The organism is Brachybacterium sp. J144, assembly GCF_036321705.1.
Lineage (GTDB): Bacteria > Actinomycetota > Actinomycetes > Actinomycetales > Dermabacteraceae > Brachybacterium.
Genome location: NZ_JAZDCG010000014.1, coordinates 22,211 through 47,998 on the forward strand (window position 1 = coordinate 22,211; position 25,788 = coordinate 47,998).

Sequence of the window (25,788 nt, forward strand, 5' to 3'; positions counted from 1 at the left end):
CGATGGTCCTCGGGATGTGAGGCCTCGACGCGCTGTCGTTCACTTATCCTGTCGAGGATCGGTCCTCCCTGCTCGAACCGACTCTGTCGGATCGCCAAGCACTTAGCCCGGACGATGGTTCCGCGCTGCAGCTCGTCGGCGGTGGGGGCGGGGGAACCGTCATCGTCAGGATATGACACTGCGACGGCGGGTGTCAGTTCATGGAATTGTTTCGTCTCCCTCCTGCTTCTCCGGCACTCCGCGGGCAGCTGGTGCACAGAGTTGTGCACACTGTGGATCACCCGGTCTTTTTCCTGGTCAAAGCGCTTCACGAGAGCTTCTCCACCGACGTATCCACAACTGTGGACGGTCCGTGTCGGGATCTTCTTGAGACGACGCGTGTGGGTGTTCGCTATCTGGCGAGCTCGCGACCACCGGCGGTCTCGGTGCAGCGGACGGTGCATGGACGGTGTCGTGAGCGATCGACCACATGTCGTTCTGGTCCCCTATTCACGCCGCTCGGCGCCGTTCCCCGTGAAACAGGTCAGCACATTCGGTGTTGTGGCGAATTCGTGCCGTCAGGCACGACGCGTGCCTGGAGCAGGCACACAGAGATTGGCTGATGCTCTCGTTGGCCGTTTCACGCGAAACCGATGTTGGGGCTCGAAGGCTCGGGGGTCACCAATCTGCAGCGAGCTGGTCGCCCTCGTTCTGTCGTCGGCACAACCATGTCTGCCGCCTCTCCCGTGTCGGTGCCAAACGGCGAGCGTTGGCGGTTCACCGAATGGTGCGTTCTACGGGAAACCAGTTCTGGGGGTGCCGGCGCTTTCCTATGGCGAGGGATGCCGGAGGGGCTCGTGGGTCGGAGTAGCTAGGGCGTCGTGCGGTGCGCATAATGCAGAGAACCTGCAGGTCATCGCGATACTCCTCGAAGTGTTTCCTCCCTTGCCGGGGTTCTGCTGCAGGGGATCGTTAGCGGCTCTGAGCGGTGCGCGGAGACCGCTTCGTTGTTTGCCCTCCTCCTCCTCCTCCTGAGGCAGCGCTGTGGCAGGAGGTGCCTGTACGTCGCAGCGGATGCGTGGGGAGGAATCCACTCACTTCCAGGAGCCGTTTCCCGTGAAACTGTTGTCGGCCACTCGGCCTCTGGCCGGTCGGTGCCTCCTCTCGGGACGCATGAAAGACGGGCTCGTGCGCGTTGGCCGTGTGCTACGACGCCTTGTGTCATGGATGGGTGCGCGGACGTAGCAGGGAATCCCAGGGGAACCGAACTCACCGTTTCACGGGAAACGTCCATTACGTGACAGAAGCCCTTGCGGAGCGATAGCGAAATTGGACAGCGAAGACGAGACTGAGGTTTCCCGTGAAACGCAGGTGGACGTGTTCGCCGCTCGCTGAGTCGAGCGGCTGGGGCGCAGGGGACTCCCGGCCGTCGTGCAAAACCTTCCATCGCAATGCTGGGTCGTGGAAGGGACATGTTCAGTGGATGTGCTGGGTCGTCCGCCGGTGCGGGCTGGTGTCGCTCGGGCCGGCCGCTCCGTGGGAGGCGGAGTTTCACGTGGAACCCGGGGCTTCGCCGCCTGAGGGCTGTGTCGGCGAGGACTCCGCGGCTTTCACCGCACGTCATGAGTGGTCCCCTCTGCCGTAGGTCAGCGTCTTCAGTTCCGATCTATCCGCGCCCATGGGAGTGCCAGGTCTCCCGTGAAGCCGCGACGCATGCAAATGGTGGACCGGTGTGGCGTCCGTCGTCGCGAGGGCTGGCGCAGTGTGCAAGGAGCTTCGATCACGCCTCGAATGCAGAGGTGGAGTCCCGTCCCTATCTGCGGCAGGGTTGCGACGATCGTGGGAGGGATGAGCGCTGATGAACTAGCTGCCAAAGTGGTTGGCCGTGGTCGATCTCGCCCGGGAGGCGGACGCGTAGCGGCCACGGGGCAGAACGCATGCGGCGACACATGATGAATGCGCTCTTGGGCAGTCCTGTTTCACGGGAAACGTGGCAATACTTCAGGCGGAGTTGCGGTGGACTCGGCGTCTGGCTTCTATGAGTCCTGATGCGGTGCCGACGGAGCCAAGGGAGAGCCATTCCCGCAGTCGAGTAGAAGAAGTAGGGCCGTTTCACGGGAAACACGACGAAGTGACGCCGAGGCGAGTCGCCTACCCTCGCGCAGTTCCTCATCGTCTACCTCATCGGCATCGTCTATAACACCGGTGTCCCCCAGGGGAGGTGGCATCCGCGGAGGCGCGGTGGTCTCGGCAGCTATCCGCAGCGGAGTCGGGTGACTCTGTCTGAGGCCCGACCGATCGCGACGGTAGAGGAGTGTGTTTCACGTGAATCATGGGTCGAGGGCCGAGCGCCTCTAGACCAGCCGTGAAGGTAGTCGGTGGGGGCCGTCAGCTCCACCCGAGGTGGCATCGCGTGTAGCGAGCGGGGGCTTTGTTTCACGGGAAACTCGCTTCATAGGGGCGAGGGCTGGACTCCAAATGTCCGAGGCGCAGCGCTAGGTGCAGGGAGGTTCACAACTGACACTGCATCGTCCTCCTCCGATTCTAGTTCGGGACATGACCTGCTGCGGGACTACCGGACGGAGTGGACAACAGGCCAGGTCAGCGTGAGAACTCAATCACCTCACCCTGGCGAGCTCCCTGCAGACAGCACCCTCCCACCTCACGATCGTGCGGCCACGTTGCTCTGTCATGCGGTTCCACGCGGAACGCCGATCTCGCCCACATCGTCGGTGAACGGCAGGTGTCCAGCTGCTGGCGCGTTCCCCCTAGCGGCCCGAGTAGGCCTGCACTCGAGTCAGATTCTCGAGGTCGCTGGTCCACGTGGAACCCGTCTTGCTCGACGCGACATCTCGGCTGACCGGCATGGCCGGTCACGTGGAGCCTGCCGCCGTTCGCCGCCAAGACGAGATCCAGCGACACGCAGCAGGAGGGACGTCCCCGAGGCTGCTCGTGGCGTCGTCGAAGAGGTCGGAAGGACCCGACCCGGGCGTTGCGACGCAGCCCGCGGTGGCGGTCGCGTCGCGTTATGCACAGTGTGCGTAACGTTGTGGACATCGCATGCGTGCCGAGCGGGATCGTGCCCACATTTTTCCAGCATGACAGGAAGGGGCTCGGCACTGAGCGCCCGCCATGAGAGTGAACCTGCAGGTCAGGGCCATATGTGTCACTCAGAGGCGTCTCATCTGACAAGGGCAGTTGTCCACATCTGACTGTGGATAACTATGTGGAGAGAGCTGTTCAAGGGTGTGGATAACGATGTGGAGGACGCTGGGGACAACTCATCTCTGCACGTCACACCGGGCGGTTGCAGACAGCTTGACAGGACTCCGAGTGACCGCCGCGGAGAGCCCTCGAGTTCCGTCGAGCACCGACTCGTACCCCGAGCGCCGTCGACCGTTCTCGAGGACAGTCGAGCCCGTCGGCCGATACTCGTTCAGTCCGCGCGTTGCCCGCGGACCGCGCTCGGACCGAACTCTTCGTCGATGAAATGCTTCGGCAGAGCGCCGGCTCTGCGCCGAACGATCCTCCAGATCCCGGGCAGGCCTGCCGTTCCGCCGTCGACGCCTGTTCCGCTCAGATCGCGGATCGTGGATTCCGTCATGGCTGGTGCGGCATGACCGTCGGCCTCTTTGGTGGTTTGGTCAGGAGCCTCGTCTCCGGAGACCGGCGCGATCTCGTCGGCCCTCTTGCGTCCGGTGCCCTCCCCCGGGGCATCAGCAGGGACCAGCGCGAGCCAGGTCGGCATCAGCTCGACCCCGAGGAGATCGAGCACCTCTGGAGCGGGGTCCTCGAGGACCAGCGTCGTGACCGTCGGACCCCAGCGGCGAGCGAGCTCCCGCAGGACGGTCGGAGCCGGACGGGACGGGGCCGCCCACGGCGCCCACACGAGCACCACGGCACGCTCGGCACCCGAGGGTCCCGACGACACGATCTCGTCGCCGGGACCCTCGGACTGCAGCGGGCGGGGAGCCGTCACGCGCCGCCCCTGCTCACGCCTGCTGTGCACACGACCAGGGAGGTCAGGCGACGACGCCCTCGGCGGCGGCAGGAGCGTTGCTCGTGCTCGCGGCGGCGTCCTGATCGGCGAGCCAGCGCTCGGCGTCCAGTGCCGCCTGGCAGCCGCTGCCGGCGGCGGTGATCGCCTGACGGTAGGTGTGGTCCACGACGTCGCCCGCCGCGAACACTCCGGGTACGGAGGTGTAGGTGGAGCGCCCCTGGCAGACGATGTAGCCCTGGTCATCCAGCTCGAGCTTGCCGCGCAGCAGGTCCGTGCGCGGCAGGTGGCCGATCGCCTCGAAGACGGCGCCGGTGGCGAGCTCGCGCTCGACCCCGGTCTCGGTGTCGCGCAGGGTCACGGACTCGACCTTGTCGGTGCCGTTGATCGACACGATCTCGCTGTTCCACGCGAAGGACAGCTTCGGATCGGCCTCGGCGCGGCGGGCCATGATCTTGGAGGCGCGCAGCTCGCCGCGGCGGTGGACGAGCGTGACGGTCTTCCCGAAACGGGTGAGGAAGGTGGCTTCCTCGACCGCGGAGTCACCGCCGCCGACCACGACGATGTCCTGGTCCTTGAAGAAGAACCCGTCGCAGGTCGCACACCAGGAGACACCCTTGCCGGAGAGTTCCTTCTCGCCGCTCACACCCAGCTCCTTGTACGCGGAACCGGTCGAGAGGATGACGGTGCGGGCGCGGTACACGGTGCCGTCGTCGAGCGTGATGGTCTTGACGTCGCCCTCGAGCTGCAGATCGACGGCGTCGTCGTACACGATCTCGGCGCCGAAGCGCTCGGCCTGCTCCTGCATCGCGGCCATCAGTTCGGGGCCCTGGATCCCGGCGGGGAAGCCGGGGAAGTTCTCCACGTCGGTGGTGGTCATCAGGGCCCCGCCGGCATCGAGCGCCCCGGCGATGACGATCGGCTTCATCTCCGCGCGCGCGGTGTAGATCGCGGCGGTGTAGCCCGCGGGGCCCGAGCCGACGATGACGACCTCGTGCACGCGTCCCTCCGCCGGGTTCGCGGCAGGGGTGGCGGTCGGCGCGGGCGTCGCGGAGGTGCCGAGGATGTTGAGGGCCTGGATCGGCTGGGTCATGGGAGGAGTCCTTCCGTGGAGGTCGGTGCGGTCCGGGACGGGGCCGGACGGGGTGCGGGACGGGCTGAAGGGCGGGGCGGGGACGGTGGGGTGCGGCGCGGGCGGTAGCTCAGAGCGAGCCGATCATGACATCCCCGGTCCACAGACGGGTGGTCGAGGGGTCGGCGCCGTCCTGCGTCCCACAGCTGGGCAGGACGACGGTCGCCGAGACGGTGCCCCCGTTGGCGCGCAGCGTCTCGCGGTCCACGGGGCCGTGGACCAGGAGCCAGGCGCGGGTCCCGTCGGCGCTCCATGCCACCTCCTCGATGATCAGGATCGAATCGCCGATCCCCTGCTCGGTGAGGCACAGCCCCGCGTCGAAGCTCGTGGACGGCTGCATCACGCCGCTGTCGATCAGGCGCTGCACCTCCGGGCCGATGCCCGTCTCCGTGACAACGGGAAGACCCGCCGAGTTCATCCCGGACGCGCCCGAGGCGTCCACGGATGTGACCGAGCCCCCACCACCGGAGGTCGACTGCTCGAGGGCGACCGCGAGCTGGAGGCCGAGCGCGGCGGTTGCGACGAGCGCGACGATCACCATCGGCAGGGGGATGTCCAGCACCATGGAGCGCTGCAGACCCTCGCCGCTGCGGCGCCGGGTCGTGCGATGCGTCGGGCGCGGGGTCATTCGACGGCGATCTCCGCGATGCGGGCGCGGAAGCGACCGGACTCGTTGCTGTCCGGCGGCAGCTCGGGCAGCCAGATCGCGACGCGCTGCACGTCGATCGGCTCATCGGGCTGGAGGCGCACCTGTCCGTCGCCGGCGAGGGCCCCCGTCGCGAGGACGTCGCCGAGGGTGCCGTCGTCGTTCACGGCCCGCAGTTCGATGACGCCGCCGGTGTTCCGCGCGGTGGTGACGGTGACGGCGGTCAGACGCGACGGCTCGGCGAGGTCGACGTAGAGGCCGACGCCCTCCTTGAGCCCACCGTAGTCGGGGCTCGCGTAGTGCTGGGTGGACCAGTACGTGCCCGGGTCCCCGTCGGTGATCCGGTCTCGCTGATCGGCGTTGTCGGGATCGCCGTCGTGGCCGACCTCGAACAGCTCGACCCCGGCGAGCTGGGGTGCGGGGAGCGTCGGCTCGGCCGTGTCCTCCGCCGTCGGTTCGACGGGCGCCTCGTCGGTCTCCTCGGGCGCTGCGGTCTCCGAGGCGACCGGGGAGGTGTTCAGCGGGTTCGCCATGCGGTCGCGCAGTCCCGCCGTCACCGAGGTCAGCGCGACCACCATCGCGACGATGACCAGCAGGATCGCGCCGATGATGATCCACTGCGCCTGCCGCGAGCGCTGCTCGGCCGGGTAATCGCCGTAGACGTAGGAGTCCCCGCCGTCCTGGTCGACGGCCACGGCGACGACGTCGCGAAGGAGCGAGCTGCGGCTCATCGGCACGGTCGTCTCGACCGGCTCGTCGAGCGGCGACCGCTCGCGGCCGCGGATCACGATCGGCCCCTCGGGCGGGGTGGGCCCGGAGTCCTCCGTGGCGGCCTGCGGCGCCGTGGCGTCCGCGGCGGGCACCGCGTGCGGGACGTCGGATGCCTCGTGCGGATCGGCCGCGGTCATCGCGGTCGGCGGCAGCGCGGCGGTCTCGAGGCCCTGATCGGCCGCGGCCGGCGCGACGGGTGCTGCTCCCGCGGCCGACGGGGCGAGAGGCGCGAGGGGTGAAGCGGTCGCCGCGGCTGTCGGGGAACCGGATCCCGCATCTCGGGATCCGGTGGCCCCGGGCCAGTGCGTGCCCGAGGTGCGGGCGGGGAGATCCGAGCTCCGTCCGGGCACCGCATCGGGGCCGACGGCCGCACCGGCGGCAGCCATCCCCGCGGCTCCCGCGGCGGCGATCCCCGCGGCGCCGGCGGCACCGGTCGGGATCGCCTGCGCGGCATCCGTCGCCTGCGCGGGATCCGTCGCCTGCGCGGGATCCGCGGTGTCGTCGGCGGGGACCACCGGCTGGGGGCGGGCGATCTCGAGATGACCGGGGAAGGCGCTACCGTCCCGCTTGCGGTCGAGGTGCAGCTCCTGGACCAGCCCGCGGGCTCGGGAGGCGGTTTCGGCGGACGCCGAGGGGGCGCTGCGGGGGGCGTCGGCCGCGGGACCCTCGGCGGCGCCGGCTCCGGGTGCGGCCGCCGACGAGTCGGCCGACGGCGCAGGGGCGACGGGCGGGGCGGGCGCGGCGGGCGGCGGGGCGACGGCACCCGCGGCGCCGAAGGGCACGGCCGCGCCGACGGTGGGACGGGCGATTGTGTCCTCGTCGAGGCTGTCGTCGACGGGCGCGTTCGCGCGGGTGGAGGCCGGTCGCGCGATGGTGTCTTCATCCACGGCGTCGTGCGACGCCTCGGACGGTGCGGCGGCGGGGCGCACCACGGTGTCCTCGTCCACGTCGTCGTCGATCGAGGTCGCGGCGAGGGCGGCGCCCCCGGCCACGGCGCCCGCGGCACCGACCGCGATGGCTCCGGCGGCGGGATCCGGCCCGTCGGCCTCGGGGCTCGGCGACGTGGGCGCCGGCTCCGCGGCTCCGGCGGGCGGGGTGGCCTCAGCGGCATCGGCGGACGGGGCGGGGCGTACGACGGTCGCCGCGTCGTCGGGAACGGCCTCCGGCTCCGCCGCGACGGGCACCGGGGCGGTCGCGGGCTCCGGCCTCGGGGCCGGCGCGGCGGCGCTCGGGTAGGCCTCGAGCGTCACCGGGATCGACTGCCACGGCTCGAGGGCCGCGATCAGCGAGCGGGTGGTCTCGGGGATCTCGTCCCCGGACTCGTTCAGCACCAGATCGCACAGCAGGTCGAGGTCCTGCGGGATCTCGGTGTCCACGAGGGTCGACGGCCGGGGGACGTCCCCGTCGGCCCCGTGCTGCGGCGCCTTCCCGGTCAGCGCCCGGTACAGCAGAGCCACCAGCGCGGCCGTGTCCTGGAAGGAGGCGATCTCGCGCGAGCGGTCCAGCCCCTCGTGGGCGGCGGCCTCCACCCCGATGCCGAGCACCGTCACGGTCCCCGCGGCGGTGTCCACGAACAGGCGGTTGGAATCCAGGAACTGGTGGCGGACACCCCGACGCCGCGCGACCTCGAGCCCCGTCGCCGCCTCGCCGATGATCGAGCGGGCGGTCTCCGGATGCAGCGGTCCGCCGCTCAGCAGAGCGGCGAGCGGCGGTGCGGACGGCAGCGGGTACTCGACGACCGTGATCGGCTCGTCCGCCCCGGTCGCGGTCCCCGCCTCGCGCGGGTCGTCCAGCACCACGATCTCGCGAACCGGCATCAGGTGCGGGTCCTCGACGAGATAGGCGCGGCGGACCGCGTCGGCCGCTTCGAGGGCTGCGGCTCCGCGCACGACGAAGAGCGTCACGCCCTCGCCGGTGGCGACCGTGCGGGCGCGATGCCATGACGCCCCGTCGGCGACGCCGCGCAGAGGGATCGTCCCCTCCAGCGTCCAGCGCGCCGCGAGCGCGTCCTGGTTCGAATTCGAGTTCACGGACCGTCCTTCTCCTCGTCCTGCGGGCTCCTGCCCGTCACGAGCGGATCCCATGCTACGAGGTCGCCGTGCGGCCCCGTCGCAGGATCCTCCCCAGCAGCCGCTGACCGTGGCGGACCAGCGCCCGCACCTCGTGCACGCCCAGCAGCCACGCGAGCGCGGCGAACACCGCGGTCATCACCACGCCGATCACGGCGCCGAGCAGCACCGCGAGCAGGCGGTGGACCCACAGCAGGTCCCCGAGCAGGAGCACCAGGCCGCTGCCGACCGCCCACGCGACCGCCGCGGCGGCGGCGAGCTTCGCGAGCCCCACCGCGCCGGCGCGCCAGCTCGGCGCCGTCGCCCCGAGGGCCGTCGCCCGTCGGCGGAGCATCCACGACCCCATCCCCCAGGCGACGAGGTTGCCGAGGCTCGAGGTCGACGCCGCGGCCGCCGCCGCCCACTTCGGATCCACGAACCACAGGATCAGCGGCATCGTGACCAGCGAGATCACGGCGATCGGGATCTGGGTGAGGAAGGGGGTGCGGGCGTCCTCGTAGGCGAAGAAGTACCGCTTGACGAGGTACTGCGCCGCGAAGGGCATGAGGCCCAGGATGTAGGCGACCAGCACGGCGCCGTTCGCGCGGGCGCCGATCTCCCCGGTGCCGCCGCCGATCACCCACATGATCGGTCCCGAGAGCGCCACGAACACCGCGGTGCACAGCATCATCGGCACCGCGAGCAGGCGGGAGGTCTCCCCGTACTGGGTCAGCGCCTGGGTGTGCTCCCCGTCGGCCGCATGCCGGGAGATCGCCGGGAAGGCGGCGGTGACCAGGGTGACGCCGATGATCCCCTGCGGGAGCATGAACGCGAGATAGGCCCACTCGATGGTGAGCAGCGCCGGGTACTGGGCGGCGAGGTCCGGCTGGTCCTGGAACCTCTCCGTCATCTCGACGGCACCGCCCGTGGACCAGCGGGTCGCCCAGATGCCCAGCTGGCCCAGGCACAGCATGGCGAGGGACCAGAGGCCGATCCGGCTGAGCTTGCCGAGGCCCAGGCCGCGGAAGCCCCAGCGGGGCCGCAGGTGCAGGTCCAGGGTGCGGATGTGCCAGAAGAGGAAGAGCACCTGCGCCGCGGAGCCGCCGACGTTGATCGCCGCCATCGCCACGATCATCTGCAGCGTCCACTGGTCCGGGGAGCCGACGGTGCCCCAGATGCCGAAGAAGATCGCGGCGCCGATGATCCCCACCACGTTGTTGAGCACCGGCGCCCACTGGTAGGGCCCGAAGTTGTCGTGCGCGTTCAGCAGCTGGCCGCACATGACGTAGAGGGCCGAGAAGAGGATCTGCGGCATCATCCAGTAGCCCAGCTGCACCGCGAGCGCATAGGTCTCCGGGGGCAGCACGCCGCTGGTCAGGGTGATCAGCAGCGGCACCGCGACGATGCACACCACGGTGATCGCGGCGACGACCGTGACCACGAGGGTCATCAGGCGCGAGATGTAGTCGCTGCCGCGGTCCGGGCGCTTGATCGCCCGCACGATCGCGGGCACCAGAATCGCGTTCAGGGTGCCGCCGCCGACGAGCAGCCACACCGTGTTGGGCAGGGTGTTCGCGGCGCTGAAGGCGTTCGCTGCGCCGGACATGGAGCCGGCCAGCACCATGCCGAAGAGGAAGTTGCGGACAAAGCCCAGCAGCCGGGAGACCACGGAGCCGGATGCCATGACGACGCTCGCCTGCAGCAGACGGGAGCGGCTGGAGACGCTGCCGTGGCGGCGGTGGCGCGGGATGTGGCGGGTGCGCAGCTCGCGGCTCATCGGGTCTCCTCGGGGCGGTCGTCGGGACGGGGGGTCGGGTCGCCAGGGGCGGGGTCCTGATCGGGATCGGGGTCGGGACCGTGCGCGGGACCGGGGTCGGGCGGTGATCCCGGGTCCACCGCGGGGGTGGAGCGGCCCGTGCGGGCGAGCTCCTCCGGATCCTCGGGCACGTGCACCGCGGGGGCGCGGGTCGAGGCGCCGACGCGACGGGCCCGGGCGATGCCCACCACCACGAGCACGCCCATCGCGATGACCAGCACCAGGGTGGTCCAGTTCTCCCACGCGGGGTTGACCGTGAGCGGCACCTCGGTCGCGTCGGTCAGCGCCCGGCCGTCCTCGGTGGTGAGCCGGGTGGTGAGGGTGACGGTGCCGTTGGCGATCGCCTCGACGGGCACCGTCGTGTCGATCTGCCCGCGGGCGGGGACGGTCACCGTCGGGTGCTCCTCCACCCGCACGAGCGGCTTGTCGGAGGAGACCTCGGCGCGGACCGTGATGGGGGTGTCGAGCTCGTTGACGATCGTGACGGGCACGCCGGCCGAGTCGGAGATCAGGTTGTAGCCCGAGGCGGGGTCCAGGTGGATCCCGGCGCGCAGGTCCGCGGCGGCGGTGCGCGCCCCGGCGGCGCGCTCGGCGGAGACCTCCGGGTGGCCGCGCCAGCGCTCTGAGGTGGCGGCGAGCACCTCGAGGCGTGCCGCCTCGAGCGAGGTGTCGTCCTCCATCACGGCCGCGAGCACGTCGAGTTCCTCCCACGCGGCGGCGAGCTCGTCGACGGTCCCGGGGGTCAGCAGCTCCGCGTCGACCGCCTCCTGCTGGTGCTCCCAGCGCCCCTCGGCATCGGGGGCGGAGGGCCGGACGGACTCCGCGGGGAGGTCGCCGATCGCATAGAGCTCGCCCGACTCGTCCTGGGGGTCCTGGGTCCAGGTCTCCTGCTCGGCGGCGGAGATCAGGGCGTCGGTGCGGCCGACGGTGATCCACGGCGCCTCGCCGAGGGCGTCGAGCACCGTCGCGGTCGCGGCCGGGTCCAGGGTGACGTCGGGATCCGGGGAGATCAGCAGGTGGCGCGGCGCCGTCGTGAACTCCGAGGCGATCGTGGCCGTCTCGGCGAGCATCCGCTGCCGGGTCTGCTCCGCATCGCCCTCGCTGGTGAGGGTCTCGAGCTCCGCGGAGAGGCGGGTGTCCGGGGCGAGGACTGTCAGCGGCGAGCCGGTGCCGTCGCCGAGATCCACCGCGGCGACGGAGCTCGGGGTCAGCGAGGAGGACGGATCGGGGCGCAGCGAGCTCGCGGGGACCAGCGCGGCGGAGGCGCCGGCCTGCTGCAGCGCGAGGAGCGACTGACCGGTCGCGGACTCCGCGGCGAGGGAGAGCACGGTGCCGTGCTCCTCGAGGCCCTGCTCCGCCCATACCCGTTCCGCGGCCGAGGTCGCCGCGGCGGTGAGGGACTCGTCGCCGGCGGCCTGCAGGCTCACCAGGTCGGCGCGCGCATAGGGCATGCCGAGCACGGTGCGTTCGCCGACGCCGCCCGTGAGGGTCTCCGCGAGGGAGGCGCTGGGGGCGTCGGGGGCGAAGGTGCGGGGCGCCGAGGGCGGGGCCTCCTCCGTCGGCTGGCCGTCGGTGCCCACGGCGGTGGCGTCCCCCTGCGCGACCTGCGGCGGATCCAGCAGGGCTGGATCCAGCCACCAGTCGACGTCGGGCCGCACCGCCAGCTCCCGCAGCGCGGCGAGCTCCCCGGAGTCGACGGAGGTCGCGAAGGACTCCGGGGCGGTGACCGCGGCGGAGGCGTCGGCCGCGGAGACCGGTAGCAGCACCGACTGGGTGATGGAGTCCTCGGCGCCGTCCGGTCGCCACACGAGGAAGGAGCGGAGGGCCGCGAGGTCCTCTCCGTCGGCGGCCACGGTCAGCGAGACCCGGCGCGTGCCCCAGTAGTACGGCTCCGCGGAGAAGCCCAGCTCGTCCGCGGAGAGGGTCACCGAGAGGGTCGCGGACTCCCCGGGGGCGAGGCGCGGCACCGCGGCGGAGGTCGCGAGGGGGGTGCCGACGGTGTCCGGTGAGGTGTCGGCCTGCCATTCCGCGAGCAGGTCCCGGTCGGTGACCCGCGCCGAGCGGGTGCGCAGCTCGAGCTCCACCGCGCTGAGCGGCTCAGAGGAGGTGTTGGTCACCTCGACCTGCGCCTGCACGGTGCCGCCGGGGGCCAGGGAGGTGGGCGAGAGCTCGACCAGGTCGAGCGCGACGGGGTCGTCCGCGCCGGGCGTGGGCGGGACGGCCGGGGCCGGAATCGCGCCGGTCGCGGCGGCCCCGGTGCCGGTGGTGGCGGCCCCGACGGGGGTCGCGGCGGCCGTGGACCCGGCCGTGCCGGCCACGGCAGGGGTCGTGACGGCGCCCGCCAGCACCGATGAGGCAAGCAGGAGTGCCGTCAGCAGCGCCGCGAGCACCGGGCGCACGGACGGCGGGGACGACGGCATGGTGACACTGTATGCGGCCGCTACCGTAGGAACCCCGGGCGCCACGAGACCTCCACGGACCGTGCCGCCCCGTGTCGTCCGCCCCCGGCCCGGAACAGGAACCGCCCGTGACCGATCCCGTCGACGAGTCCGCCCAGCGCCTCGCCACCGCCCGCACCCGCGCCGCGTCCATGTTCGCCGCCCTCCCCGAGGAGGTCCACGAGCTGGGGCGCCGCTTCGAGGCGGCCGGGCACGAGCTCGCCCTCGTGGGCGGGCCGGTGCGCGACGCGGTCCTGGGCCGCTCGAGCGCGGACCTCGACTTCACCACCTCCGCCCGTCCCGAGCAGACCGAGGCGATCCTGCGCGAGTGGACCCACGACGGCGCGATCTGGGACATGGGGCGTGACTTCGGCACCCTCGGCGGCGTCCGCCACGGCGTGCGCGTCGAGATCACCACCTACCGCACCGAGTCGTACGACCCGACCTCCCGCAAGCCGCAGGTCGAGTACGGCGACACCCTCGAGGGCGACCTCTCCCGGCGGGACTTCACGGTCAACGCGATGGCCGTGCGCCTGCCCTCCCTCGAGCTCGTCGACCCCTTCGACGGGCTCACCGACCTCTCCCGCACCCTGCTGCGCACCCCCGTCGGCCCCCAGCAGTCCTTCACCGACGATCCGCTGCGGATGATGCGAGCGGTCCGCTTCGTGGCGCAGCTCGGCTTCCGCATCGAGGACTCCACGGCCGACGCGATCGAGGAGCTCGCCGAGCGGATCACCATCGTCTCCGCCGAGCGGGTGCGCGAGGAGCTGGTCAAGCTGATGCTCGGCGCCCATCCCCGCGGCGGCCTCGAGCTGCTCACCGAGCTCGGGCTCGCCGCCCACGTGCTGCCCGAGCTGCCCGCGCTGCAGCTCGAGATCGACGAGCACCACCACCACAAGGACGTCTACGAGCACTCGCTCACGGTCCTCGACCAGGCGATCGATCTCGAGAGCCCCGCCGGCTCGGGCGGACCCTGCGAGGGACCCGACCTGGTGCTGCGGCTGTCCGCCCTGTTCCACGACATCGGCAAGCCCGCCACGCGCCGCTTCGAGCCGGGCGGGGCGGTGAGCTTCCGCTTCCACGAGACCGTCGGCGCGAAGATGACGGTCCAGCGGATGAAGGCCCTCGCCTTCGACAAGGACACCACCAAGCGGGTCGCCCGGTTGGTCGAGCTGCACCTGCGCTTCCATGGGTACGCCGACGCGCCGTGGACCGACTCGGCGGTGCGCCGGTACGTGACCGACGCCGGGGACCTGCTCCAGCACCTCCATCGGCTCACCCGCGCCGACGTCACCACCCGCAACCGGCGCAAGGCCCGAGCGCTCTCGCGGGCCTACGACGAGCTCGAGGCCCGCATCGACGAGCTCGCCGCCCAGGAGGAGATCGACAGGATCCGCCCCGATCTCGACGGCAACGAGATCATGCGCCTGCTGGACCTGCCGCCGGGCCGCGAGGTGGGCGAGGCGTACCGGCACCTGCTCGAGCTGCGCATGGAGCATGGGCCGCTGGGCGCCGAGCGGGCGGAGGCCGAGCTGCGTTCCTGGTGGGAGTCCCGCTCCGGCTCGTGAGGGTCCTGTGGAGGCTCGCCGCCGCGCTGTGAGCGGCGCCGCATGGAACGTGCACACCCTGTGTGCTTCGACGCCAGGTCGTTCCGTCGTAAGGGGGGGCGTGCCCATACTGAGGGACTGCGCCTCCTCGCGGGGTGCTACCCGTCCGTGCCCCCGAAGGACTAGGAGCAGCCCGTGAGCGACTCTCGACGCTCGTCCCGCGGCTCGTCGGATCGAGCCAGGAAGCAGACCGGCGGCGCACGTCGCGCAGCCGGAGTCCGGCGGTCCTCGTCGTCCTCGAAGCCGTCCGGCAGCTCGCCGAGCGAGGAGCCCCGCGGCACCAGCCGCACGGGCCGACGCGCCGACGGCGCCGCTGCGGCAGGTGCCGCGGCCGGCGCGGGCGCGACCGCGAAGCGCTCCGCCGCAAAGGGCTCCGGAGCGAAGCCCGCGACCGCGAAGAGCGGCGCCGCGAAGAGCTCGTCCGGCGGAACCGCCGGCGGCCCCTCCGTCTCCCGGCGCCATGCCCGCTCCGCCGGCGGGGGCGCGAAGGCCGGGGCCGCGAGCACGGCCGCCGCGGGGACCGCCGCCGCGAAGCGCTCCGGGGGGAAGCCCCGCCGGCCGCGCGCCACCAACTTCCTGAACTACCCGCGCGCCGGGGCGAAGAACCCTTGGCGCTGGATCCCGTCGTTTCGGATGATCGCGGGCTTCGCCGCGCTGCTGGTCATCGCCGGCGTCGGCGTCGCCGTGTGGCTGTACAACGACACCGAGGTGCCCGAGCCCTCGGACTTCGCCCTCGCGCAGACCACCCGGGTGTACTTCGCCGACGGCGAGACCGAGATGGGCCGGTTCAGCGAGATCAACCGCACCGAGCTCTCCTCCGACGAGATCCCGCAGAACGTCAAGGACGCGGTCGTCGCGAGCGAGGACTCGAGCTTCTACGACAACCGCGGCATCTCCCCGCGCGGCATCGCCCGCGCCCTGATCAACAACCTCTCCGGCGGAGCCCGCCAGGGCGGGTCCACCATCACCCAGCAGTACGTGGAGCGGTACTACACCGGCACCACCACCAGCTACGTCGGCAAGGTCCGCGAGATGGTGATGGCGCTGAAGATCGACGAGGAGCTGTCCAAGGACGAGATCCTCTCCCGCTACCTCAACACCATCTACTTCGGCCGCGGTGCCTACGGCGTCGAGGAGGCCTCCCAGGCGTACTTCGGCAAGCCCGCCGCGGAGATGACCGACGCGGAGGCCGCGCTGCTGGTCGCCGTGATCCCCGCCCCGTCGGCCTACGACCCGGCGGAGAACCCGGAGAAGGCGACCGAGCTGTGGGACCGCGTGATCACCCGCCAGGTGAACCTCGGGCAGATGACCCCGGCCGAGGGTGACGCCCTCCAGTTCCCCGAGACCATCGACCCCGCGAACGAGAACTCGCTCGGCGGCACCAAAGGCTACCTGCTGGCCCAGGTCCGCAAGGAGCTCGTGGCGCAGGGCTTCACCGAGGACGAGATCAACACGGGCGGGTTCACGATCGTCTCCACGATCGACCCGATGATCCAGCAGAACACCGTCCAGGCGATCGAGAACCTCCCGGACGACCGGCCCGAGAACAACCACGTCGGCACCGTGACCATCGACCCCTCCACCGGGGCGATCCGCGGCATGTACGGCGGCGCGGACTACGTCACCCAGTCCCGCAACGACGCGACCCAGTCGCGGATGCAGGCCGGCTCGATCTTCAAGACCTTCACCCTCATCGCCGCCCTCGAGGACGGCTACCCGCTGGACTCGCGCTGGGACGGGAACTCGCCGAAGTCCTTCGACGTCCCCGGCGGCTGGACGGTGAAGAACTTCAACGACGTCGACTACGGCCGAGTCACCCTCGAGAAGGCGACCACCAGCTCGATCAACACCGCCTACGCGGAGATCAACTTGGAGATCGGCCCCGAGCGCACGCAGGAGACCGCGATCGCGCTGGGTTTGCCGGAGGACACCCCGGGCCTGGATCCGGTGCCCTCGAACGTGCTCGGCTCCGCCTCCCCGACGGTGCTCGAGATGGGCGAGGTCTACGCGACCATCGCCTCGGGCGGCGTCCACCGCAGCTCGTACATCGTCCAGTCGGTCACCCGTCCCGACGGGTCCTCCGCCTACGAGCACGAGGTCTCGGAGACCCAGGCGCTCGACGAGGAGGTCGCGATCAACGCGACCGTGGCCCTGCAGGGCCCGCCCACCTCGGGCTCGGCCCGTTCCCTCCAGAACGTCATGGACGGCCGCCCCGTGGCCGGCAAGACCGGTACTTCGGAGAGCTTCCGCTCGGCGTGGTTCGTGGGCTTCACCCCGCAGCTGGTCACGGCGGTGGGCATGTTCCAGCCCTCAGCCGACGGCACCTCCGAGGAGGCGCTGACCGCCTTCGGCGGCGAAGACTCCATCACCGGCGGCACCTTCCCCACTCAGGTCTGGGGCGACATCATGTCGACCTCCCTGGAGGGCCAGGAGAAGCTGGACTTCCCCGACGAGGTCACGCTCGACAACGAGAAGCGCTCCCGCAGCACCCAAGCGCCGCGCGAGCCCGCCACGCAGCAGCCGACCGAGGAGCCCTCGGAGGAGCCCACCACCGAGGAGCCGACGACCGAGGAGCCCACCACGGAGGAGCCCACCACCGAGGAGCCCTCGGAGGAGCCCACCACCGAGGAGCCCACGACCGAGGAGCCGATCGAGCAGACCACCGAACCCGGCGAGACCCAGCCCACCGAGGGCACGGACACGCAGGGCCAGGGGCAGGGCACCGGCGGCCCCGGCAACGGGAACGGCAACGGAAACGGCGACGTGACCGGTCGCGACGACGGGGAGACGGACGCCGCGGGCGAGACCGCGCAGACCACCACCGGCGGCGACTGATCGTGCGGACGGGCCGGCGCCGATCGCGCCGGCCCGTCGGCCGCTGTGATCCGCCGCGCACGTCCACAACCGCCCTGGCCCGGCTCCGGACCGCCGGGTAGGCTGGGGCGGTCCGTGCCGCGCATCGCCGATGCCGCGCCCGGATGGCATGAACCCTCCTGCCACGGAGAGACCGTGGCCGCAGAGACCACAGGAGGTGGGTACCAGACATGCGCAAGTACGAAATGGTCGTGATCCTCGACCCGTCCGTCGACGAGCGGACCGTGAGCACCACGTTCGAGAAGCTCGTCCAGGTCGTCCCGGCCGAGGGCGGCACCGTCGACAACGTCGACGTCTGGGGCAAGCGCAAGTTCGCCTACGAGATCGACAAGAAGTCCGAGGGCATCTACATCGTCCTCACCTTCACCGCCACCTCGGCGACCGCTCAGGAGCTCGACCGCCAGCTGGGACTCAACGAGTCCGTGCTGCGCACCAAGCTCATGCGTCTCGACGCCAAGTGACCTCGCGTCGCTGACCAGCGCACCAACCCATCCGACCCCGGAGCAGAGGAGCACCCATGGCGAACGACACCGTCATCACCGTGATCGGCAACCTGACCGCTGACCCCGAGCTGCGCTTCACGCAGTCCGGTGTGGCCGTCGCGTCGTTCACCATCGCGTCCACCCCCCGCACCTTCGACCGTCAGTCGAACGAGTGGAAGGACGGCGAGGCGCTGTTCCTCCGCTGCTCCATCTGGCGCGACGCCGCGGAGAACGTGGCCGAGTCGCTCGAGAAGGGCTCCCGCGTCATCGCGCAGGGGCGTCTCAAGCAGCGCTCCTACCAGGACCGTGACGGCAACCAGCGGACCTCGGTCGAGCTGGACGTCGACGAGATCGGTCCGTCCCTGCGCTACGCCACCGCGAAGGCCACCAAGGTCCAGCGCGGTGGAGGTGGCGGCGTAGGCCGCGGCGGCTTCGGCGGCGGCAACCAGGGTGGTGGCCAGGGCGGCTACGGCGGCGGCCAGCAGGGCGGCGGCCAGGGCGGCTACGGCGGTCAGCAGGGCGGTTACAACAATGCGCCGCAGGGCGCTCCCGACGCCGACCCGTGGGCCGGCGGAGGCAACCAGGGCGGGTACGACGACCCTCCCTTCTGATCGGTCCCCGACCGGTCTGACCGGCCCCGCGCCGGTCGATGCACGACACTGATCCACTCCATCCCGGGTCCATGCCCGGGCTCCCCTCAGAAAGAAGGAGCACCACGATGGCCAAGCCTGTTCTTCGCAAGCCGAAGAAGAAGCAGAACCCGCTGAAGGCCGCCGGTCTCGAGACCGTCGACTACAAGGACGCCGCGCTGCTGCGCAAGTTCATCTCCGACCGCGGAAAGATCCGCGCCCGTCGGGTCACCGGCGTCTCCGTCCAGGAGCAGCGCAAGATCGCGAAGGCCGTGAAGAACGCCCGCGAGATCGCGCTCCTGCCCTACTCGACCTCCGGTCGCTGAGCGAGGAAGGCGTAGACATGACCACCAAGCTCATCCTCACCCACGAGGTCTCCGGCCTCGGTGCCGCCGGTGACGTCGTCGACGTCAAGGACGGCTACGCGCGCAACTTCCTGATGCCCCGCGGTCTCGCGACCCCGTGGACCAAGGGCGGCCAGCGCCAGCTCGACCAGATCCGCGCCGCCCGTGGCAAGCGCGCGATCGCCTCGCTCGAGGACGCCCAGGCGCTCAAGGCGACCCTGGAGTCCAAGCCCGTCGTCATCGCGGAGCGCGCCGGCGAGAACGGCCGCCTCTTCGGTGCCGTGGCCTCCAAGGAGGTCGCCGAGGGCGTGAAGTCGGCGTTCGACAAGGACATCGACCGTCGCACCGTCGAGTTCCCCGCCCCGATCCGCGCGCTCGGCGAGCACAAGGCGACCGTCCGTCTCCACGACGACATCTTCGCCAACCTGCTCATCCAGGTCGTGGCGGCGAAGGGCTCGGCCAAGGCCTGATCGTCCAGGGCCCGCGCAATAGCCCGTTTCTCAACCACTTCCGCCTCGGAAATGGTTGAGAAACGGGCCATTCGCATTCCCGGCGAGGGCGGTCCTGGCCGGTCCGCGAGAGTGCCTCGCCTATCCTCGTGCGGGTGAACTCCCCGACCCCCACTTCCACGTCGGTCCCCTCCGACGACCACCAGGGCCTCGCCCGTACCCTCGGCCATGGCCAGATGGCGATGATCGCCATGGGCTCTGCCCTCGGCACCGGGCTCTTCCTCGGCTCCGGAGAGGCGATCGGCTACGCCGGCCCCGCGGTCATCGTCTCCTTCGCGCTCGGCTCCCTGATCGCGGCGACCGTGGCCCTGTCGATGGGCGAGATGGCCTCGCGCCACCCGGTGCGCGGCGGCTTCGGCACCCTCGCCGCCCGTTACCTGTCCCCGTTCTGGGGCTACCTCAGCCGCTGGCTGTACTGGATCGTCACCGTGTGCGTGACCGGGGCGGAGCTAGTGGCCTGCGCCGCCTACCTCGCCTACTGGCTGCCGGGCGTGCCGATCTGGGCGGGGATCCTGCTGTTCGCGGCGGTGATCATCGGGATCAACCTGTTCAGCGTCGGCTCCTTCGGCGTGGTCGAATTCTTCCTGTCCTCGATCAAGGTGATCGCGGTGCTGGTCTTCCTCCTGATCGGCGCGGCACTCGTGCTGGTCGGGGTGCCGGGCGCACCGGCCGCGGGGTTCGTCGAGCTCACGGCCGACGGGGGCTTCGCCCCGATGGGCTGGAGCGGTGTGTGGGTCGCGCTCTCGGTCGTGATGTTCTCCTTCGGCGGCATCGAGCTGCTGTCGATCACGGCCGCCGAGGCGAAGGATCCGGCGCGTTCGATCCGCACTGCCGCACGGACCACGATCGTGCGTCTGGCCTTCTTCTACGTCCTGTGCATCGGGATCGTGCTGTGCCTGGTGCCGTGGCGGGAGGCCGCTGGGACGGGTGGTGAGGTCGCGACCTCGCCGTTCGTGATGGTCTTCGACCGGATCGGGGTGCCCGGCGCCGCCCATGTCACGAACCTGCTGGTGCTGATCGCGGCGCTCTCGGCGGCGAACGCGAACCTGTACGCGGGCAGCCGGATGATCCACTCCCTCGCCTCCGACGGGCTCGCTCCCCGCTTCGCCGCGCACACCACCGCGCGGAAGGTGCCGGCGGTCGGCATCGCGCTGAGCTCGGTGGGCCTGATCGGTGCGGCGCTACTGGCCTTCTCCGGGGTGGGCGGCGTGTTCGGCTACATGATGAGCCTGGTCGTCTTCGCGGTGATCCTGGTGTGGGTGCTGATCCTGCTGACCTTCCTCTCCTTCCGACGCCGCGGGATCACCGGGGCGACCTTCCGGATGCCGGGCGGCTCGGTCACCGCCGTGGTGGGCCTGGTGGGTCTGCTGGCCGTGCTCGCGACCGTCGCCGTGCGGCCGAGCATGCAGGTCGCGGCGATGGTGGGCGTCCCGGCGGTGATCGTGGCGAGCCTGCTCTACCTGGTCGTGGGGCGCCGACGCGTCGATCCGCGGGACATCGACGAGGCCTTCGAGGAAGCGGAGTCGATGCGCTGAGAGGTCTTCGTCACTGTGCGGCCCGGCGGTTTGGGGCCGGGGTTCTCGGAGGGTAACCTAGGGGAATCTTCGGTCTCGGTGTGTATGGCACCCGGTGCCGGAGCCACGCGCAAGTGGCGGAATTGGTAGACGCGCACGGTTCAGGTCCGTGTGCCGGAAACGGCGTGGGGGTTCAAGTCCCCCCTTGCGCACCGCGGAGAAACCCCGGTTCACCCAGGTGAGCCGGGGTTTTTCGTCGTCCGGGTGGCGGGCGCGGCAGTGGCCGACGACAACCGACGGGTGGGCGCCCGCCGACGGGGCCTAGCCCAGCCCGCGCCGCCCCGCCGGCCCGTCCGGCTCAGAGGATGAACTCCAGCGGGTCGAACTCGTCGATCTCGATGATGCGGACCCGCGGCAGACGGCTCGTGAAGGCCTGCACGTCGTACTCGAGGTCGTGCAGCTCCACCCCGGGGATCTCCCGCAGGTCCCCCGACATGAACTCGGTGAAGCCCACGATCGCGGTGCGCCGCTCCTCGTCCTCCGCGAGCGCCTCCATCTGCGGGACGAAGTCGCTGTCGTGGCTGACCAGCATGACGTCGGCCTCGCGCGGCACGAGGGCCTCGGCGGTGCGCTGGATCGCGATGTCCACGACCTTGCCCTCGCCGCGCAGCGGCACCGGGGTGTAGCCGAGCGCGATGAGCGCCTGCACGAAGTTCAGCGGAAGGCTGTCGGAGACGGCAAGGAAGAACAGGCCCTTGACCTCCTGCTGCCAGGCCGACTCCGCATGCTGCAGCAGCTTGTTCCAGCGCGGCCGCTCCTCCGGCTGGGGCCGACGGCCCAGCACCGAGCCTCCCAGGGTGGCATCGATGTTCTCGCCGTCGACGAGGAGGTACGTGGTGCGCTGCGTCATGGGGACGAGCCTACGCGGCGGGCACGTAGCCTGGAGGCGATCAGGAGGTGGCCATGCTCCCGCTGCAGCAGACCTACGCGGAGGCGCTCCCCGAGCTCTCCGTGCCGTGGCGGGCGGATCTCCCGCCGGATCCGGCGATCCTCTGGCTGAACGAGTCCCTCGCCGTCGAGCTCGGACTGGACCCTGACTGGCTGCGCGGTCCCGAGGGTATGGCCCTGCTCACCGGGCAGATCGACGGCACCGTCGCCCAGGCGTACGCCGGCCACCAGTTCGGCAGCGCGAACCCGCAGCTCGGCGACGGCCGGGCCGTGCTCCTCGGTGAGCTGATCGACACGACCGGCCGACGGGTTGACCTGCACCTGAAGGGGTCCGGCCGCACCCCCTTCGCCCGCGGCGGGGACGGGAAGGCCCCGCTTGGGCCGATGCTGCGCGAGGCCGTCATCGGTGAGTTCCTGCATGCCGCGGGGGTGCCGACGACGCGGGCCCTCGCCGTGCTCACCACCGGGGAGCGGATCGCGCCGCGGCAGGGGGTGACGCCGGAGCCGGGCGCCCTGCTGGTGCGCGTTGCCGCGAGCCACCTGCGCGTCGGCACGGTGCAGGCCGCCGCCTGGCATCACGGCCCGGAGGTCACCGGGCGCCTCGTCGACCACGTGATCACCCGCCACCACCCGTCGGCCGACGGTCCGCTCGGGCTGCTCGCCGCGGTCACGGGCGCGCAGGCCGAGCTGGTCGCGCAGTGGATGCTGCTCGGCTTCGTCCACGGCGTGATGAACACCGACAACATGGCGCTCTCCGGGGAGGGGATCGACTACGGGCCGTGCGCGTTCCTCGACGTCCACCGGAACCAGGCGGTCTTCTCCTCGATCGACCGCGGCGGCCGCTACGCGTACGGCAACCAGCCGGGGATCGCGCTGTGGAACCTCTCGCGCTTCGCCGAGGTGCTGCTGCCGGTGATCGATGCGGAGGACCCGCAGCGAGCCGTCGACGCGGCGACCGCGGTGCTCGAGGGCTTCGAGCCCGCCTACCGGGCGGCGCATGCCCGCGGACTCGCGGCGAAGCTCGGCATCCCCGTCGGCGCGGCAAGTGCGACGGGCCCCGCTGGCGACGCCATCCCGACCGCCGGGCACGCCGCCGCCCCGGCTGCCGGAGGGGACGACGTGACGGCTCTCGGCGCGGACCTGTTCTCCCTGCTGGAGGCGCAGGCGATCGACCACACGGGCTTCTTCCACGCCCTGACCGACGGGGACCCGGAACCGCTCTTCACCGACCCCGATCCCTACCGGGAGTGGGCGGTGAGGCGCGAGACGCTGCGCGGGACCGGCCCCGATCGGGCCTCCGCCGCCGACGCGATGGCAGCCGCGAATCCAGTGGTCATCCCGCGGAACCTCGCCCTCGACAGTGCGCTGCGCGCCGCGCACCTCGGCGATCCCGGGCCCGTCCTCGACCTGCTCGAGGCGGTCGCGGAGCCGTTCGCCCCGGTCCCCGGCCGGGAGCACCTCGAGGGTGCGGGCGAGGGCGGGGACGACTTCCTGACCTACTGCGGCACCTGAGCGCTGGCCGCCAGGATCGCGCGGTCCACCGCGGCGCGATCGCCGAGATGCCTTGCCACGTCATAGCTGAAGGCGTCGTAGCGGAGCGAGCCGCCCTCGTCGACGAGTGCCTTCGCCGTCTCGGGGGAGGTCAGTGCGGCGAGACGCGTCAAGGCCCGGTGATCCCACATGGCCTGGGCGAGCACCCGATGGCGGAGCGACAGCCACGGCGTGCCGTCGGGCCCCGGGTAGACGGCGAAGGCGTCCCCGCCGTAGAAGACGCCGCCCGCGCAGGTGTCCGCGAACGGATCGATCGGGCGCAGCGCGAACTGGGACCATCAAAAGGTGTAGCCCCAGTGCAGGAAGCCGGGCGCGTCGAAGACGAACAGTTGCCGGCCGAGCACCCGGGAGCGCACCGAGGGCAGGGCGATGAAGCGGTTCGCGACCTCACGGTTCTGGGCGACGCAGTAATAGACCCACGGCCGGTGCCCGGCGGCGAGGAACGGCTCGACGTGGTCCGTGGCGACGATCGGGGTGTCCACCAAGCCCTGCTGGGCGTACTCGAGGGAGCTCAGCGCGTCGACCACCTCGGCGCCCTCCAGCAGATCCGCGACCTGGTCCTTCGCTGCGCGATAGGCGTCGAGGTGCTCCGCCGAGGGCTCGTCGGACACGTGCCACAGCACCCGCCCCTCCCAGTGCTCGGCGAGATGGGTGCGCAGCGCGGGGATCAGCGTCTCGAGCAGCCGACGGTAGGAGGGATCGGTCGCCGGGACGTGCCAGCCGAAGCGGTGCTCGGGGCCGCCCGGCGTCCCGACCTCGATCGCCGGGGTCGCGCGCGCTCCCCATTGGGTGAACAGGTGCGCGATCTCGAGGCAGGTGATCCTGAGCCGGCGACAGAGGTCGAGCCAGCCGTCCAGGTTCGTCATGTCCAGGACGTACTCGCCGTCGACCTCGGCGATGCCCACGAGCTGCACCGTCGGCCGACGATGCCCCTCCGCCGTGTCGAGCGGCGGCGTCCAGGAGGGGGTGAGCACGGAGGTGACGCCCATGTCCACGGCGGAGGCGAGGAAGGCCTCGATCAGCTCCCAGTGCCGCTCCGAGTACACCGGCACGCCGTAGTGCTCAGCGAGGGAGTCGGCGTGGAACCAGTGGGTGTTCACGAGCGCGAGCGGCGGCAGGGAGAGGGGGTGGATCCGCAGGTCGGCGGTCTCCTCGGCGAGTACGGCGTCGTCGGCGGCACGGAGCACCGTGAGCCGCAGGGTGTGGTCCCCGGCGAGGGCCGGATCGTCCGCGCGCACCTCGATCCACAGCGACTCCCAGGTCTCCGCGGCGAGCGGGAAGGGCTCCTCGCCGACGGGCTCGAGCAGGTCCAGGTACTCGCCCGGCTCCGTCACGAGGTAGTGCGGATCGGGATCCTCGGGGGCGGGCAGGGAGACGGGCACGCGCCGCACGACCTGCACGCTCGTGTGCTCGGCGAGGTCGCCGCCGACCATCCTGTCAGGTCTGCGGCCTGCGTAAACGCCCCGGCCATAAATCCATTGCCCGCGCTGCCGCCCCGGGTCTACGGTGGAGGCACATCGAAAGGAGGTGATCCGAGGAATGAATGACCTTCGGACTCGTGAGGTGGCTCGCCGCTGAGGCAACCCCTCGACTCTGACCCGCATCAGCGGGCCCCCAGATCGACGGACCGCAGCGAATCCACCCGAGCTGCCCGGACCCGCAGGGGTCGGCCCTTGTCCAGCCGACATGCGCACCGCGCACCCTGCGGGTTCGCCCCTGTCCGGGCGCGGATCGGCGGCGCCGCCACGCGGGCTACGCTTCGCCCGTGACCTCCGTGAGCTTCCCGCCGGTGACCCGCCTGACCCCCGCCCCGTCGGCGATCGACGACGCCGCCGTGCGCTGGTTCCCGCATCCGCCCCGCGAGGACGACCGCGTGGTCCTCCTGCTGCACGGCCTCGGCTCCCACGAGGGCGATCTGCTCGGCCTCGCCCCCGCCCTCCCGCGGGACGTCGTCTACGCGTCCCTGCGCGGCGTCTTCGCGTGCGGCGCCGGCTTCGCCTGGTCCGCGCCGCCGCCCGTGGACCCCGCCGATCCCTCCCTGCTGCAGGAGGCGGCCGCCGCCGTCGAGGGCTGGATCGCGCGCACCGCCCCCGGCCGCGTGATCGGCGCGATCGGGTTCTCGCAGGGCGGGATGCTCTCCCTCCATTTGCTGCGCCGCGACGCCCGCGCCCTCGACTGGATCGTCCAGCTCTCCGGTCGCCCTTTCCCCGCCCCGATGCCGGGGGACGCCGCGCTCGCCGCCGCTCGCCCGCCGGTGCTCTGGGGCCACGGCGGCCAGGACGCGCTGTTCGGCCCGGCGGCCGACGAGGAGGTGCGCTCGTTCCTCCGCGAGCACACCGACGTCGAGGAGGTGCTGCGCCCGCAGCTCGGCCACGGCATCGACGAGGAGGAGCTCGCCGCGGTGATCGCCTTCGTCGAGCGTCAGCTCGGCGGGGACGGCGCAGCGCGCTGAGCGAAGCCGGGCACCACCTCCCGCGAGGCGTCCTCCACAGCGCTCCGGCCC

Annotated in this window: 17 protein-coding genes, 1 tRNA gene and 1 pseudogene; 10 read left to right on the top strand and 9 right to left on the bottom strand. The window is 71.4% G+C overall.

The features are described from left to right. Positions 1 to 3,415: 3,415 nt before the first annotated feature. The 6 genes from V1260_RS06250 to V1260_RS06275 form a co-directional block, all read right to left on the bottom strand. Entirely contained in the window at positions 3,416 to 3,754 is a 339-nt protein-coding gene (locus V1260_RS06250; RefSeq protein ID WP_329745945.1) for a hypothetical protein, read from the bottom strand. Positions 3,755 to 4,001: 247 nt separating this feature from the next. Beyond that, positions 4,002 to 5,069 (bottom strand): thioredoxin-disulfide reductase, encoded by a 1,068-nt coding sequence (trxB, locus tag V1260_RS06255; RefSeq protein WP_329745946.1) that lies wholly within the window; start codon positions 5,067 to 5,069, stop codon positions 4,002 to 4,004. Positions 5,070 to 5,178: 109 nt separating this feature from the next. Then, positions 5,179 to 5,736, bottom strand: a complete 558-nt coding sequence (locus V1260_RS06260; RefSeq protein WP_329745947.1) for a hypothetical protein — start codon at positions 5,734 to 5,736, stop codon at positions 5,179 to 5,181. After that, complete coding sequence (locus V1260_RS06265) at positions 5,733 to 8,555, bottom strand: hypothetical protein (RefSeq protein WP_329745948.1); 2,823 nt, start codon at positions 8,553 to 8,555, stop codon at positions 5,733 to 5,735. Before V1260_RS06265 ends, V1260_RS06260 begins: the two co-directional genes overlap by 4 nt. Positions 8,556 to 8,610: 55 nt before the next feature. After that, the gene (gene murJ, locus V1260_RS06270; protein WP_329745949.1) at positions 8,611 to 10,350 is read right to left on the bottom strand and encodes a murein biosynthesis integral membrane protein MurJ; all 1,740 of its coding nucleotides are present in this window, start codon (positions 10,348 to 10,350) and stop codon (positions 8,611 to 8,613) included. After that, positions 10,347 to 12,809: a DUF6049 family protein gene (locus V1260_RS06275; RefSeq protein WP_329745950.1), complete on the bottom strand. Its 2,463-nt coding sequence runs from the start codon at positions 12,807 to 12,809 to the stop codon at positions 10,347 to 10,349. Before V1260_RS06275 ends, murJ begins: the two co-directional genes overlap by 4 nt. Positions 12,810 to 12,916: 107 nt before the next feature. Between V1260_RS06275 and V1260_RS06280 the strand changes: the two genes are divergently transcribed. From V1260_RS06280 to V1260_RS06315, 8 genes are all read left to right on the top strand, one after another. Then, positions 12,917 to 14,395, top strand: a complete 1,479-nt coding sequence (locus V1260_RS06280) for a CCA tRNA nucleotidyltransferase (RefSeq protein WP_442878129.1) — start codon at positions 12,917 to 12,919, stop codon at positions 14,393 to 14,395. 174 nt (positions 14,396 to 14,569) lie between these two features. After that, a complete protein-coding gene (locus V1260_RS06285; protein ID WP_329745951.1) occupies positions 14,570 to 17,269 on the top strand; it encodes a transglycosylase domain-containing protein in 2,700 nt (899 codons plus the stop codon). A gap of 209 nt (positions 17,270 to 17,478) precedes the next feature. Then, on the top strand, positions 17,479 to 17,769 hold the full coding sequence (gene rpsF / locus V1260_RS06290; protein WP_329745952.1) for a 30S ribosomal protein S6: 291 nt from the start codon (positions 17,479 to 17,481) through the stop codon (positions 17,767 to 17,769). 56 nt (positions 17,770 to 17,825) lie between these two features. Further along, positions 17,826 to 18,401, top strand: a complete 576-nt coding sequence (locus tag V1260_RS06295) for a single-stranded DNA-binding protein (RefSeq protein ID WP_329745953.1) — start codon at positions 17,826 to 17,828, stop codon at positions 18,399 to 18,401. Positions 18,402 to 18,508: 107 nt separating this feature from the next. Next, positions 18,509 to 18,745 (top strand): 30S ribosomal protein S18, encoded by a 237-nt coding sequence (gene rpsR / locus V1260_RS06300; RefSeq protein ID WP_010533203.1) that lies wholly within the window; start codon positions 18,509 to 18,511, stop codon positions 18,743 to 18,745. Positions 18,746 to 18,762: 17 nt separating this feature from the next. Beyond that, on the top strand, positions 18,763 to 19,233 hold the full coding sequence (gene rplI / locus V1260_RS06305) for a 50S ribosomal protein L9 (protein ID WP_329745955.1): 471 nt from the start codon (positions 18,763 to 18,765) through the stop codon (positions 19,231 to 19,233). A gap of 134 nt (positions 19,234 to 19,367) precedes the next feature. Further along, entirely contained in the window at positions 19,368 to 20,807 is a 1,440-nt protein-coding gene (locus V1260_RS06310; protein WP_329745956.1) for an amino acid permease, read from the top strand. A gap of 107 nt (positions 20,808 to 20,914) precedes the next feature. Next, a tRNA-Leu gene (locus V1260_RS06315) sits at positions 20,915 to 20,998 on the top strand. A gap of 146 nt (positions 20,999 to 21,144) precedes the next feature. Here V1260_RS06315 and V1260_RS06320 read toward each other — a convergent pair. After that, the gene (locus V1260_RS06320) at positions 21,145 to 21,696 is read right to left on the bottom strand and encodes an NYN domain-containing protein (protein WP_329745957.1); all 552 of its coding nucleotides are present in this window, start codon (positions 21,694 to 21,696) and stop codon (positions 21,145 to 21,147) included. 53 nt (positions 21,697 to 21,749) lie between these two features. Between V1260_RS06320 and V1260_RS06325 the strand changes: the two genes are divergently transcribed. Next, positions 21,750 to 23,246, top strand: coding sequence for a protein adenylyltransferase SelO (locus V1260_RS06325; RefSeq protein WP_329745958.1), 1,497 nt, complete (start codon positions 21,750 to 21,752; stop codon positions 23,244 to 23,246). On the opposite strand, the gene V1260_RS06330 is transcribed toward V1260_RS06325, so the two are convergent. Together V1260_RS06330 and V1260_RS06335 are read right to left on the bottom strand one after the other, a co-directional pair. Continuing rightward, the gene (locus tag V1260_RS06330; protein WP_329746050.1) at positions 23,231 to 23,398 is read right to left on the bottom strand and encodes a hypothetical protein; all 168 of its coding nucleotides are present in this window, start codon (positions 23,396 to 23,398) and stop codon (positions 23,231 to 23,233) included. The two genes, V1260_RS06325 and V1260_RS06330, sit on opposite strands and share 16 nt — an antisense overlap. A gap of 6 nt (positions 23,399 to 23,404) precedes the next feature. Next, positions 23,405 to 24,973 (bottom strand): annotated as a pseudogene (locus V1260_RS06335) (DUF4091 domain-containing protein); the annotation flags it as partial. A 77-nt stretch (positions 24,974 to 25,050) separates the two neighbouring features. Between V1260_RS06335 and V1260_RS06340 the strand changes: the two are divergent. Next, positions 25,051 to 25,737 carry an alpha/beta hydrolase gene (locus tag V1260_RS06340; protein WP_329745959.1) on the top strand — a complete coding sequence of 229 codons (687 nt, stop codon included), beginning with the start codon at positions 25,051 to 25,053 and terminating at the stop codon, positions 25,735 to 25,737. The last annotated feature ends 51 nt before the right edge of the window (positions 25,738 to 25,788 follow it).